At 55.2% G+C, this 12,956-nt stretch carries 10 protein-coding genes; 3 read left to right on the top strand and 7 right to left on the bottom strand.

The window, feature by feature from the left end; genetic code table 11:
- Positions 1–12 precede the first annotated feature (12 nt).
- The 3 genes from METH11B_RS0120050 to METH11B_RS0120040 are packed head-to-tail and all read right to left on the bottom strand — an operon-like array spanning position 13 to position 2,962.
- Complete coding sequence (locus METH11B_RS0120050) at positions 13–525, bottom strand: hypothetical protein (protein WP_026603548.1); 513 nt, start codon at positions 523–525, stop codon at positions 13–15.
- The gene (locus tag METH11B_RS0120045) at positions 522–1,157 is read right to left on the bottom strand and encodes a hypothetical protein (protein WP_026603547.1); all 636 of its coding nucleotides are present in this window, start codon (positions 1,155–1,157) and stop codon (positions 522–524) included. The genes METH11B_RS0120050 and METH11B_RS0120045 overlap by 4 nt, the downstream gene beginning before the upstream one ends.
- A complete protein-coding gene (locus tag METH11B_RS0120040; protein WP_026603546.1) occupies positions 1,154–2,962 on the bottom strand; it encodes a VWA domain-containing protein in 1,809 nt (602 codons plus the stop codon). The genes METH11B_RS0120045 and METH11B_RS0120040 overlap by 4 nt, the downstream gene beginning before the upstream one ends.
- Positions 2,963–3,098: 136 nt before the next feature.
- Between METH11B_RS0120040 and METH11B_RS0120035 the strand changes: the two genes are divergently transcribed.
- From METH11B_RS0120035 to METH11B_RS0120025, 3 genes are all read left to right on the top strand, one after another.
- Positions 3,099–4,271, top strand: coding sequence for a phosphoglycerate kinase (locus METH11B_RS0120035; RefSeq protein ID WP_026603545.1), 1,173 nt, complete (start codon positions 3,099–3,101; stop codon positions 4,269–4,271).
- Positions 4,272–4,605: 334 nt separating this feature from the next.
- Positions 4,606–4,914: a lysozyme inhibitor LprI family protein gene (locus METH11B_RS0120030; RefSeq protein ID WP_026603544.1), complete on the top strand. Its 309-nt coding sequence runs from the start codon at positions 4,606–4,608 to the stop codon at positions 4,912–4,914.
- Between the two features lie 311 nt (positions 4,915–5,225).
- Positions 5,226–5,753 (top strand): REP-associated tyrosine transposase, encoded by a 528-nt coding sequence (locus METH11B_RS0120025; protein ID WP_036277916.1) that lies wholly within the window; start codon positions 5,226–5,228, stop codon positions 5,751–5,753.
- A 414-nt stretch (positions 5,754–6,167) separates the two neighbouring features.
- On the opposite strand, the gene METH11B_RS0120020 is transcribed toward METH11B_RS0120025, so the two are convergent.
- Genes METH11B_RS0120020 through METH11B_RS0120005 form a run of 4 tightly spaced genes read right to left on the bottom strand, consistent with a single transcriptional unit; the run spans position 6,168 to position 12,604 of the window.
- Entirely contained in the window at positions 6,168–9,278 is a 3,111-nt protein-coding gene (locus tag METH11B_RS0120020; RefSeq protein WP_026603542.1) for an efflux RND transporter permease subunit, read from the bottom strand.
- The gene (locus tag METH11B_RS0120015; protein WP_026603541.1) at positions 9,275–10,387 is read right to left on the bottom strand and encodes an efflux RND transporter periplasmic adaptor subunit; all 1,113 of its coding nucleotides are present in this window, start codon (positions 10,385–10,387) and stop codon (positions 9,275–9,277) included. Before METH11B_RS0120015 ends, METH11B_RS0120020 begins: the two co-directional genes overlap by 4 nt.
- Positions 10,384–11,946 (bottom strand): efflux transporter outer membrane subunit, encoded by a 1,563-nt coding sequence (locus METH11B_RS0120010; RefSeq protein WP_026603540.1) that lies wholly within the window; start codon positions 11,944–11,946, stop codon positions 10,384–10,386. Before METH11B_RS0120010 ends, METH11B_RS0120015 begins: the two co-directional genes overlap by 4 nt.
- Positions 11,936–12,604 carry a CerR family C-terminal domain-containing protein gene (locus METH11B_RS0120005; RefSeq protein WP_026603539.1) on the bottom strand — a complete coding sequence of 223 codons (669 nt, stop codon included), beginning with the start codon at positions 12,602–12,604 and terminating at the stop codon, positions 11,936–11,938. The genes METH11B_RS0120010 and METH11B_RS0120005 overlap by 11 nt, the downstream gene beginning before the upstream one ends.
- Positions 12,605–12,956 lie beyond the last annotated feature (352 nt).

Raw genomic sequence — 12,956 nt, 5'->3', positions numbered from 1 at the left:
ATAGTTGTTGCCTCAATCGAACACGTCGCCCCAATCCGGTGGTGGCGGGGCCTCTTCGGCTGGGGTTGCGTCAGTGTCAGCCGGTTTTGACTGCTCCGAATCGGTGCCGGCATGTTGTTGTTCAGTCTCGGCAGCCGGCTCGTCGGCAACCGGTTTTTCACCCGCTTTGGGTAAGCCGTCCAGATAACTATCCAGCAAACGGCACAGATTTTCGTAAAATCCGCCCACCGTCTGCTGCTGCATTTGCTGTTCTATAAACCCATACAAAAACTGCTTTTCCGCCGCAATCAGATTTTCGCTGACAGCCTGCGCGGTTTGTTCGTCTAAGTGATGTTTACCGGTCAAGGCCAAGGCCAACCTGTCGCTGCGCCGTTCCTGCCGGTCCTTAATGTCTTCCAGCAATTCTTCGATGCCGGCCAGCCGCCGACGTTTATTCCGGCGATTAACGACCAGCACGGCGATCAGGCCGGCCAACAACAACAGCGACAATTCTCCTAAGCCGATAAGCAGCAGAGATTGATTCATTTGCCCAACTCCGTAATGCTCTCGCGCACACCACGTTCGGCATCATGGAAAATTTGCAGCATCTTTTTACTGCTGTTTTCCAACTCTAAGGCGGTCTGGTTGCCGCTAAACACACGGGTATATTCGGCGGACATTTCGTCGATGGTTTTCATCGCGTTATCCAGTTGCCGCACCAGTTGTTGGTTAATACGTTCCAAGCCTGCCAATTGATGTGCTTGCGGCGAATCCTGCACCGCAGCAACCGGCGCAGCCGCGCCCCGATTTGCCAGCAAATTCTGATAAGGCTCGGTTAGGCGGCCGACACGTTGCTCGATCTCACTCAACAACACCAACTCGCGTTTCAGAAACAAGCGAATCACCCCTTCAAACACAGCGCGTTCAGACGCGTTGACTTCTTGCAACAATGGCTCGATCTCCGCTGTAGCCAACCCGCAGTTTTCCTCCAGAAATTGCTCCAGCCAGCGATTTTTGACGATGGCCTGCTCTTCAAGCTCGGTAATGAAATGATCAATTTCGGCCATCTCCTTCCCTCGCCGGTTTCTCGAGATAAAAAACAGCACGATAACCAGCAGCGTCAAAAACCCCAACGCCTCCGCCGCTAATATCACTACCACGGAATCGAATGGATTCATGACAATCTCTCCAGTAACTGCTGATGTTTTTCTGCTTGGCTTTTTTTCAGGTAACGATAGGTAAAAAACCCACCAACACCCAGTATCAGATTGATGGTCAACAGGATGCCGCCAACCAATAACCAATTGGTTTCCGCGGCGCCCGGCGGCGGATGTTGCTCATGGTCAGTCTGCTCATGCTGCTCGGCATCGGTTTTCTGATCGGTTTTTTCATGATCGCCTGACTCGTGATGTGCATCAGTCTCTGCCGCCGGTGCGGCAACCTCGACTTTCTCGGCAGCAACGAACCAACTGTCATCGATAGTGAGCGGTTTGATCGCCGGCGTCAGCGGCTTGCCGGCATGATCTTTAGCCATCACGTTGAAATTGACATGCGTGGTGGTCTGCGGCGGCAAACCGGCCAAATCCAGCAACCAGACTCCATCTTTATTGGTCAGCGCTCGGGTTTCCGGCTCATGCCCTGCTTGGTTAATCACCGCATGGACCACAAAGCCGGCAGGATCGATCAACTTGGGATCCGGCAGCAGTTTCAAACTAACCTGACGCTGAGCAGCATCCACGTGCTTCTCCACGGCAATAGGCGTGGCAACTACGTCGATCTCATGAATAATTTCCCGCTTGAAAGTCTTGCCGTCGGCGACGATTTTCAGCAGATGTTTACCCAAACTCAAATGCTCGACCTTATGCTGATAAAAACCGGGCTCGGCTGTCACAGCCTGCATTTTTGCCGGCGTTTGCTGATCTTGGATAATTTCCAGGGTCAACATGCCCAGAAAATCGGCGCGGTCGATCAGCTTATTTTTATCGGTGAAGTGCGCTTTGATTGGCAAGACTTCATTCTCGCCCAGAAAATTGGGAATTTCGCTAAGTTGCAGTTTCAGGTCGGTGACGATCATGACTTGGTTATCGGGATCGACTTCCGCCACCAAGCGCCATTCGCCGATCAAGGGTTGCTTAACGGTGATCAGGTCGTACGTCTGACTTTCCAGCCAGGACACATTGGCGACCATGCTTTGTTTACTGATGCTTTTACCGTCCGGCGCAACCAATTGCGTCGGCGCGGCATGCGGCTTTTTGAACACCAACACCGAAAATTCGTGGATGCCGCTATCGACCTTGAACTTATTGTCGGTTAGCGGCAAGGTTTCTTTCGGCGCGGCTTTTTGGGCCATTTTCAAAAATACCCGCTGCAATTGTTCGGCCGATTGCGCGGTTTCCGCCCAGCCGCCGGTCTCAAACGCCAGTTTTTCCAGCAGCTCTTTGTCGGCCTGCTCGGATAAGGCGATGGTTTGCACGTTGATATTTTGTTGCTGGAGTTTAGGGATCCACTCACTAAGAATTCGTTCGCGGGAATCCGCGCTTTGCATGATGTCCTTGGAAATATCCACAAAACCGTCGGTCAATAAAATCAGGTGTTTCTTGCCGCTACCGGTAAATCCTTGGCTGAGCACGGTCTGAATCGCATCTTCGATATGAGTGTACAAACCCCGAGAATGAATATTGGCCGTGGCTTTGCTGGCCTGCTGTTTCCAGGCAGAACTGACGACATCGGTCGCGGACAGCGGCGCGGTTTTTTCGGCGAACAGCCAGAACGAGGCCTTGGCACCATCCGGCAGCAAATTGACCAACAACCGGCTGGCGTCTATGCGCAGATTTTCCGGATCGTTCTGTTTCATGCTGCCGGATACGTCTATCAACACCTGAATTTCATCGGCGCCGGCAGCGGCAGGCGCGGGCTGGCAGTGCGCGGAATCGACACCTAATACCAACACGCAGAAAACCGAAAATACAATCGACTTGAACATAAGTCCGCCAACAAAAGTTTAGGCAATGGATAGCAAATATAGCCCAAGCATCTGACTGTTCTATTATTTTTTAAATCAGGCTGCGGCCGGCATTACACTTTATAATGTTTTCACTATTTCAACCAAAGGAGAACTTATGTCTATCAAACGAATGGTCGACCTGGATTTGGCCGGCAAACGCGTGTTAATCCGCCAAGATTTGAATGTGCCGGTTAAAGACGGCAAAGTCACCAGCGACTTGCGCATCCAGGCCAGCGTCCCGACCGTGGAAGCCGCATTAGCCGGCGGCGCGGCAGTGATTTTGATGTCGCACTTGGGCCGTCCCACCGAAGGCGAATACGACGAAGCCTCCAGCTTGAAGCCAGTCGCCGAGCGCTTTTCACAATTGCTGGGTCAACCAGTGCGCTTGGTGAAAGATTGGCTGGACGGCGTGGAAGTGAAACGCGGCGAAGTGGTGCTGTGCGAGAACGTCCGCTTTAACAAAGGCGAGAAGAAAAACAACGCCGAACTGGGCCAAAAAATGGCCGCGCTGTGCGACATATTCGTGATGGACGCCTTTGGTACCGCGCACCGCGCCGAAGCCTCGACCCATGCCGTAGCCGAACACGCAGCCATCGCTTGCGCCGGCCCGCTGTTGGCTGCCGAGCTGGATGCATTGGGCAAAGCCCTGGAAACCCCTGCCCGCCCTTTGGTGGCTATCGTCGGCGGCTCCAAAGTGTCCACCAAATTGACCGTACTGGAATCACTGTCTTCCAAAGTCGATCAGTTGATCGTCGGCGGCGGCATTGCCAATACCTTTATCGCCGCAGCTGGTTACCCAGTCGGTAAATCCTTATATGAAGCGGATTTAATTCCGGAAGCCAAACGTCTGATCGCCTCCGCCAAGGAACGCGGCGCGGATATTCCGGTGCCGGTCGATGTGGTATGTGCGAAAGAGTTTTCCGAAAGCGCTGCGGCTACCGTGAAAAACGTCGCCGACGTGGAAGCTGACGACCTGATCCTGGACATTGGACCGGAAACCTCCAAGCAATACGCGGAAATCCTGAAAACCGCCGGCACTATCGTCTGGAACGGCCCGGTCGGCGTATTCGAAATCGACCAATTCGGCGAAGGTACCAAATCCCTGTCATTGGCAATTGCCGAAAGCCCTGCTTTCTCAATCGCGGGCGGCGGCGACACTCTGGCGGCTATCGACAAATACGGCATCGCCGACAAAGTGTCTTACACCTCTACCGGTGGCGGCGCGTTCCTGGAGTTCCTGGAAGGTAAGGAATTGCCGGCGGTAGCTATTCTGCAAACACGCGCCTAAGCCCGCTGGTCTTGGCGGGGACTAATCGACCCTGCCAGTCTATTATGATCTGAAATTGTGTGCCAGTTGATCCACATCGAAAATTGTTGATCGACTGGTCACGACCCATTTCTGACTATCGAACAACTATTCGACCGACTGGTTTCTGAAGCATCGCAGCCGGTGAAACCGATTTAGTACTGGATATGCAGTAAACTATCTAGGCATTTTAGGGAGATTTTCTGTGTCTAGGACCACTTGTCTTTTAACGGGCCTGTTGTTTGCATTTGGCAGCAACACTTCACATGCGGCCACGGTATGCAAAATTTCTACCGAGAGGTGCATTACTGAATGTATGAATATTGCAGGCAGTGCTCTCGATGTCGGATACTGTTATTCTAACGAAATGGGAAAAGCCGATGGTGAGTTGAATGAACAGTATCAACGCTTGACAGTACTCGCAAAAAAGGTTTTTAGCGAAATAGCAAATCCTCTCTTGAATTCGGAAAGGGCGTGGCTCGCATTCAGAGAACATAACTGTGAACTATTCGAACGTAATGATATGGACAACCACGGTTTTGAACAGAAAGACTGCATGTTGCGTATGACAAGAGAGAGAATTATTGAATTGAGAGAGATAGCCGATAGCATTGAAAGCAGGTGATGAAGAGTAATAGCTCCAACAATATACTCCAGTGATGGTAATTATTTGTACCTGAATTCGTGACTTAAAAATCTATCCACAACTGCAACGCAATGATTTAAAAAGATTACTCTGAGATAATGCCGCTATTCTGCCATTCACCCAGAGAGTGATTTATGAAGCAAGTAGCCTCGATGAAATCGAGGTTTCGAAGACCAACCCCCCTTCAATTTCCGATGTGGGTTTGGTAGTCGGTAAGCCGACGCCCTCGATTCCGCTATCGCTGCATCGAGGCTACAATGGCCTGACTTCAATCGACGTAAGGAATGGCGATGGTGGCGTATCGGCGTAATTTCGTGGCGGGTGGCACCTACTTTTTTACGGTGACGTTGCGCGATCGCCGGGCGCGTTTTCTGGTCGAACATGTCGGCGATTTACGCCGAGCGTTTGCGCAAACCCGCGCCCGAAAACCCTTCGTGATTGAGGCTATGGTGGTATTGCCCGATCATTTGCATGCCATCTGGCGTTTGCCGGAACTCGATACCGATTATCCCGGCCGTTGGAAATCGATCAAATCACTGTTCACTCAGGCCATGGACCGCCAGGGTATGGATGTCGGCAAACGGCATGACGGCAGTGCATCTATCTGGCAACGCCGTTATTGGGAACATACCATACGCGACGAACAGGATTGGTTGCATCACATTGATTACATCCACTTCAACCCGGTGAAGCATGGTTGGGCGCAACGCGTGCAAGATTGGCCGTTTTCATCGTTTCACCGTTATGTCCGTCGCGGTTGGCTTCCTCTGAACTGGGCTGGCGAAAATGTTGCGGATCGGAGTTTCGGCGAACCGTAGCCTCGATGAAATCGAGGTTTCGAAGACCAACCCCTTTCAATTTCCGGTGTGGGCTTGATGATCGGTAGGCCGACACCCTCGATTCCGCTAACGCTAAATCGAGGCTACAATGGCCACACTTCAATCGAAAGGCCATAAGGTGCGCAGAATATAGGGTGCTGCCGGCAGGCGCACCGCTAGTGTTCGTTGCGCCTCGCATGGCTCGGCACAACCTATAGGCAGTCGCACATTTTTGGGATTACGGCTGGCGGCTGTATATTAATCAACTGACGTTCGTCAGAAAAACCATCCGTACACAAATGGCAGAACCTTACCGGACTGGATTTTTCTGATGGTGAAGTTTCGACTTCAATTTGATTGAAGCTAGAATTTAATCCCCTCTGTAGAGGATTAAATTCCATTAAACTCAGATTTTCATGAACTTTGGGAACGGACAGCGACTACCTTGGGCGAGGTATAGCGTTTCCAAAGTGCCGACCCCAGGTTTTTGAAATCGTCCAGATAGGTATAAGCCACCGGAATCACCAATAGGCTCAGCAAGGTGGACGTCACCAAGCCGCCGATGACCGCGACTGCCATTGGGCTGCGGAAGGATGAATCCGCGTTGCCCATGCCTATCGCAATCGGCAACATGCCGGCACCCATCGCGATGGTGGTCATCACGATCGGTCTGGCCCGCTTATGGCAGGCATCCAATAGCGCATCCATACGGCTCATGCCGTGCTCGCGGCGGGCGACGATGGCGTATTCGACCAACAGGATGGAGTTTTTAGTGGCTATCCCCATCAGCATCACCAAGCCAATTAGGGATGGCATCGAAAAGGCTTTGCCGGTCAATAGCAAGGCCACGAAGCCGCCGCCGAAGGACAGCGGCAAAGCCGCCAAAATGGTGATGGGCTGCAGGAAGTCTTTAAACAGCAAGACCAGTACGATAAAGATGCATAGCACACCGGTCAGCATGGCCAAGCCAAAACTGGTGAACAACTCGCCCATCATTTCCGCATCGCCGATATTGATGCGTTTAACACCGGCCGGCAGGTTTTTGATGCTTTCAAGATTCTCAACAGCAGCAGCAACGTCGCCGAGCGGCTGGCCGGACAACTCGATTTCGAAATTCACATTGCGCGAGCGGTCGTATCGATCAATCACCGCCGGTCCGCTGGACAGCTCCAGTTTAGCCACCTGGCCGACCATTACCGCGCCGATGCCCGGCTTGGCGGACGGCACAGCCAAGCGTTCCAATACGCTCAAATCGTGCCGGCCCTCATCGGCCAATTTCACCACCATCGGCACTTGCCGTTGCGCCAGATTGAGCTTGGACAACGACCAGTCGTAATCGCCCAGGGTGGCGATACGCAGGGTTTCCGCCAGCGCAGTGGTGGTCACGCCCAGATCGGCGGCGCGGGCAAAGTCCGGTCGCACCGCTATTTCCGGCCGAACCAGCGCGGCACTGGAAGCGATGCTGCCCAGGCCTGGAATGGTTCGCAGGTCGCGTTCCAGGCTGCGGGCGGCGTTACTCAAGGCTTGCGGATCGTCGCCGCTCAACACCAGCACGTATTTTTCGCCGGAAGCACCCAACCCCACTTTGGTACGCACGCCGGGCAGTTTTTGCAAAGCCTGGCGAATATTTTGTTCGATGACCTGTTTACGTACCGGCCTGTCCTGCCGGTTGGCCAGGGTAATCGTCAAGGTGGCTTTACGGACCTCGCCGCTGCCTTGGTTGCCGGCCATCGGGTCGCTACCTGCCGAGCCGCTGCCGATGGTGGTATAGATCGTTTTTACATAGTCGATACCGGCGACCAATTGCCTGGCGGCTTCGGCGGAAGCACGCGTTTGCGCCAAGCTGGAGCCAGGTGGCAATTCTACGAAGACCTGGGTCTGCGGGTTGTCGTCCGCTGGGATAAAGCCGGTGGGCAATAACGGAATCAAAAACAGCGAGCCGATAAAAAACGCCGCTGCGCCGCAGATCGTGGTGAACCGATGATGCAAACACCAGCCCGCTAGCTTCATATAGGTGCGCATCAGCACACCTTCTTTTACCTCTGCGTGCTCTTTGTCTTTTAACATGTACGCGGCCATCATCGGCGTCAGCATCCGGGCGACAACTAACGAGGCTAAAATTGCCAGCGCCGCCGTCCACCCGAATTGCTTGAAAAACCGCCCGGCCACCCCGCTCATGAATGCGGTCGGCAGAAACACCGCCACCAGCGCGAAGGTAGTGGCAACTACGGCCAAGCCGATTTCGTCGGCGGCCTCCATGGCGGCTTGATACGGGGTTTTTCCCATCCGCAAATGACGAACAATGTTTTCCACTTCGACGATAGCATCGTCGACCAAAATGCCGATTACCAAAGATAAGGCTAACAAGGTGATCACATTTAGCGAAAAGCCCAAATAATCCATGCCCAAAAAGGCTGGAATCACCGACAGCGGCAAAGCCACCGCGGAAATAAAGGTGGCCCGCCAATCGCGCAAGAACAGCCAGACCACTAAAACCGCCAATAAGGCGCCTTCGTAAAGCATGGTCATGGAACCTTGGAATTCCTCTTCGACCGGCGTCACGAAATTAAACGCTTCGGTGAACTCGATATCCGGGTTGGCGACGCGCAACTCGTCTAGGGCTTTTTTCACGCCTGCGCCGACTTCCACTTCGCTGGCGCCCCTGCTGCGGGTGACTTCAAAACCCACCACCGGTTTACCATTCAGCAGCGCCAGCGCGCGCGGTTCTGCTACCGAGTCGTCCACCTTGGCGACTTGATCGAGCCGAATATGGCGGCCGTCAGCCAATGAAAGCTGCAAGGGCCTTATTTCATCGACCGACGCCACGTTCGCCAAGGTGCGCACCGGTTGTTCGCCGCTACCCAAATCGATGCGACCGCCGGCGCTCTCGCGCTGGATTTGCCGCAATTGCCGGGAAATGTCTGCCGCAGTCGCCCCCAAGGCTTGCAGCTTGACCGGGTCCAAAGCAATCGTCACCTCCCGGCTGACACCGCCCACCCGGTTGACCGCACCGACGCCGCGTACCGCCAACAGGCGTTTGGCAACCGTGTCTTCGACAAACCAGGACAGCGCTTCTTCATCGCGCTGCGCGGAACTGACGGTTAAGGCCAAAATCGGCGAACCGGCCAAATCCAGCTTGGTGACAATCGGATCGCGCAGGTCGCCAGGCAAGTCGGCGCGGACTTTGGAAACGGCGGAACGCACATCGTCCAAGGCCTCCTGTACCGGCTTTTCCAGGCGAAATTCGGCGGTGATGGTGGCACTGCCATCCTGGACCTTGGAGGTGATATGTTTCAAACCCTGCAAGGTGGCGATGGCGTTTTCGATTTTCCGTGCCACCTCGGTTTCCAGTTGCGACGGCGAAGCGCCGGGCAGCGAGGTCGAGACCGTGATGGTAGGCAAATCCAGGTCGGGGAAGTTCTGGATTTTCATTGATTTAAAGCTGATCAAACCGGCAAAACTGAGCAGCACGAACAACATCATGGCCGGAATGGGGTTGCGGATACACCAGGCTGAAACGTTCATTGTGTTACCACCCGTACGCTGTCGCCGTCGGCCAAAAACGAGGCACCGCCGGCCACCAGCCGGTCTTCGGCGGCCACTCCGGATAAAATTTCCAGCTGGTCGCCGTTTCTGCGGCCCAGTTGCACTTTGACCTGCTTGACGCGGGCCCGGTCTTCGGTTTGTTCGGTCAGCAGAAACACATAGCTAAAGCCATCCCGCAGCGACAACGCATCTTGCGGCACGGTTAGAGCCGTGGAACTGCCCAAATCAAATTCACCACGGGCGAACATACCGGCACGTAAACCGCTTTGCGCAGCATGAGGTAAATCAACGTAAACCAAGCCATTGCGATTTTGCACATCAAGGGTTGGCGCCAGGAAACGTACACTTCCCTCTATGCTGCCGACATTCGGCACTTCCACCCTCACCCTGTTGCCCGGTTTCAGTTGCGTCATTTCCGCGGCGGTAAGCTCGCCGCGCCATTCCAGGCGGTTTTGCCGAATCAAGCGAAACAATTCCTGGCCTTTCGTGGCGACCGCGCCCAAGGTGGCGCTACGCGCGGAAATCACGCCGTCGTCGCTGGCCAATACCTTGGTATATTTCAGCCGTAGCAATTGCGCATCCAACTGCGCTTTGGCGGATTGCAGTTTGGCCTCCGCGGTTTTGGCGCCGGTCAGGTACTGGTCCACTTGTTGAGCGCTCAACGCCCCGGATACCGAGACCTTCCGTGCCCGCTCGGCGTTGAGTCGGGCTTCGGCCAGATTGGCTTCGGCTTCGGCCACTACGCCTCGGGCTTGCGCGACATCGGCCAATACGCTTTCGTCCGAAAAGGTTGCCAACACCTGGCCTTTTTTAACGGCTTCGCCGATTTGCACATTAATCGCACTCAGGCGCAGATCGCCGATTTCGGCGCCGATCACGGCTTCCTGCCAAGCCGCAATCGAACCGTTAGCCGTAAGACTGAGCGGAATATCACGCGTTTGCGGACGAATCGCCGAAACGCTGAGCGCCGGATTAGCCGCCGGTGCTTCGGCCGATGGCGCGGGCTGGCTGACGCGGCCGATAGCCACGCCAATACCGATTAATAGTAGTAAGGCGACGAATAGCGCGCCTATTTTTCCCTTGGTCATGATTTTCCTCCGCTGAGCATGTCTAATTGATTCGGAAATAAATGCGTGTTGCCGATGGCTCTAAGTTTGGTTGGGTCCGCTGCTGCCGTGTCAGGATTCGGCGAGTCGCCTCCGTCCGCCCAGCCGCCGCCGGCCGCGCGATAAAGCGCGATCCAGGCCCCGACCTGTTCCTGCTCCAGTTCTTCGAGCGCCAGTTCGGCGGCAAGCACGTTGCGGCGGGCCGTTTCCACATCGAGCAAATTACCCAATCCGCTTTGGTAGAGCGTTTGCAGCGCCTGAAAGTTTGCCCGGTAGCCGTTGACCGCCTCGCGGCCTTGCGGCAAGCGTTGGCGGGTGCTATCCAAACGCACCAGGGCGTCTTCGACTTCCTTGACCGCCGTGCGCACTTTGGCGCGGAAGCGGCTTTCCGCCGCTTGGTATTGCACCTTGGCGACTTCCACATCGGCCGCGCGCTTACCGGCGTCGAACAGCGGCAAGCTCAGGGTCGGCCCTATCGCCCAAGTCTGCGCCAGCATCAGCGCCGCGCCGTTGATGTTTTGCAACGTCGGGGTAATGTTGCCCGACAGGCTCAGTTTCGGAAATTGCTTGGCCCGTTGCACGCCGACATTGGCGCTGGCCTCGGCAAGGTCGCGCTCGGCGGCCGCCACGTCGGGCCGTTGCAATAACACCTTGGCCGGTAACGAGGCGATTTCGAACGCCGGTGGATTGGGCAGTTTCGCCGCCTGATCCGCCGAGCTGTTCAGTAATGTCCGCATGTCGGCTTCCGCGAGGCCGGTCATCGCCACCAGGCTTTTGATCGAACGTTCGCACTGTGCTTGTTGTTGCAGCAAGGTTCTGCTGCCTTCGGCGGCACTGGCGGTAGCCAAGGCCACGTCGCCCGGCGAGCGGAAGCCGCTCTGGCCGGCAACCGCCGCCACCCGCGCCGATTCGAGGCGCGAAGCGCTGTCGGTACGCAATAGTTGCACTTGCGCTTCGCAATAACGATAAGCCAGGTAGGCATCGGCGACTTCCACCGCCACCGCGACCCTGGCATCGTGCCAGGAGGCGTTGCGCGATGCCAGTTGGCTTTGGGCCGCTTCCTGCTGCCGGGCCAAACCGCCGAACAGGTCTATTTCCCAGCTGGATTGCAATCCGGCAGAAAACTGGTTCCAGATGAACGGTGTGCCGCCAAACGAGGACGAAGAGCGTTTGGAGGCGAGCTCGGAGTCCAATTTAGGGAGTAAGGCGGCATCGGCGCCCACGAGATTGGCTCTAGCTTCTTCGATGCGCGTTCTGGCATCGGCAACCGACGTGCTAACTTGCTCGGCGGCGCTCAACAGGCGAGTCAGGGCCGGGTCCTGAAAGCGCTCCCACCAGCGCATCAGCTCGGCGGGATCGCCTTGATGAGCCTGTTGCTGGTTGGCCACATCCGCTTGCGGCGCTTGCCAGCTTGCCGGCGCCGGCAGCGGTTCGGCTTGATAATCCGGGCCGACGGTAGTCAACAAACCGCCGGACCCGCAAGCCGAAAGCAGCAAGGGGATCACACTCAAGCCAAGCGGCCGCGAGATATTATTGCTCATGATCGCCATCCCGAGCGCGGCGCGCAGCTTCGCTGTCTATCATGGCCAACGCATAGCCGGCCAGACGTTCGGCCAGCACGTCGATGTGTTGTGGGGAATTTAAAATTTGCGGAGAGATCATCGAGATGACGTCTTGCCCCACATAAAAATACACCGCCATGCCTATCATCGCGAAAGCCAGCCTATGCAAATCCTCGTCGACGCTGCTCAATCCCAAATGTTCCTTGAGCAGCGACACCAAGGCTTCATGCTGAGGTTTGATTTCCGCATCGATTTCCTGTTGCCAGGCGCCGGTCGGCTCTATCATCTCCCGGAAGTGCAGTTTCATCACGAGCCCAAGCTCCTCGCCTTTTTTCAACGGTTCGAGGAATTCGCCGAAAAATCGGGTCAACACTTCGGCTAACGGTAAGTCGGCGTAGGCGGCGACATCGGAGCCGCAAGGCGTGTCGCCCATCGGTTCGAAAAACGCGGCGCGATATAGACCGGCCTTGTCGCCGAAGTAATAGCGGATGGCCGAAATGTTTGCCCCCGCCGCGTCGCAAATTTCCCGCGTGGAAGCGGCCTTGTAACCTTTTTCGGCAAATAGCCGCAATGCCGCCATTACCAGCCGGCTGCGAGCGTCGTGAGTTTCTATTTCGGAGTTTTCGGTTGTGACCATGCTGCCTCGGCGAAAGTGTATGCTGAAAAATAAATCAATCGATTGATTTTAAATTTATCAATCAATCGATTGATTGTCAAACTAAAATATGACGCATACCTTGAGCTTGAATGCCGAGCGATATTATTCGGCTTTACTGGGCAAGATTTTGGAAATGGCTTGACTGAAGCACTGGCTGCCAATTTGAAGGCCGAGGAGTTAACCGACGCCCAAGACGAATACCTTATTGCTGAACGATGAGATGTCGGTAAGGCAATCGGGCCTGCCACCGACTTACCCATCTACTGAAACGACCGCCTACCGCACCATGCGATGGCTGGCTTCGCACGTCAAATAGATATTAAATTGTGAT

The organism is Methylomonas sp. 11b, from assembly GCF_000515215.1.
Lineage (GTDB): Bacteria > Pseudomonadota > Gammaproteobacteria > Methylococcales > Methylomonadaceae > Methylomonas.
The sequence above is the reverse complement of the archived record's forward strand: the minus strand, read 5'-3'. Positions and strand labels throughout refer to the sequence as shown.